Below are 231 nucleotides of genomic sequence, written 5' to 3' on the forward strand. Positions count from 1 at the left end.
GCCTTGCGGTGTTGCAACCGGGCGTCAGGCGCTTATTCGCCTGGCCTGAGAATAAGGCCCACAGTCAATCGGGCGTGATGACAGATTACCGGACACGGATCGCCGTCAGGGTAATTGACGCGGCAACGCCGATAAAAAAGAGCGGTTTTGTTATTCCCGCAGGAATAATCTGCCGACTGTCTCAGCGGCTTATTATCATGATTTCGGCCAGCAGCTGTGATTCATCTACAA

At 53.2% G+C, this 231-nt stretch carries 1 protein-coding gene; it reads left to right on the top strand.

Annotated features, from left to right (window positions below; genetic code table 11):
- On the top strand, nucleotides 1-231 hold a 231-nt coding region (locus tag NR195_RS22855), incomplete at both ends, for a hypothetical protein (RefSeq protein ID WP_256844945.1).

Source organism: Pantoea sp. Ft-CA_14 (assembly GCF_024520875.1).
GTDB classification, from domain to species: domain Bacteria; phylum Pseudomonadota; class Gammaproteobacteria; order Enterobacterales; family Enterobacteriaceae; genus Pantoea; species Pantoea agglomerans.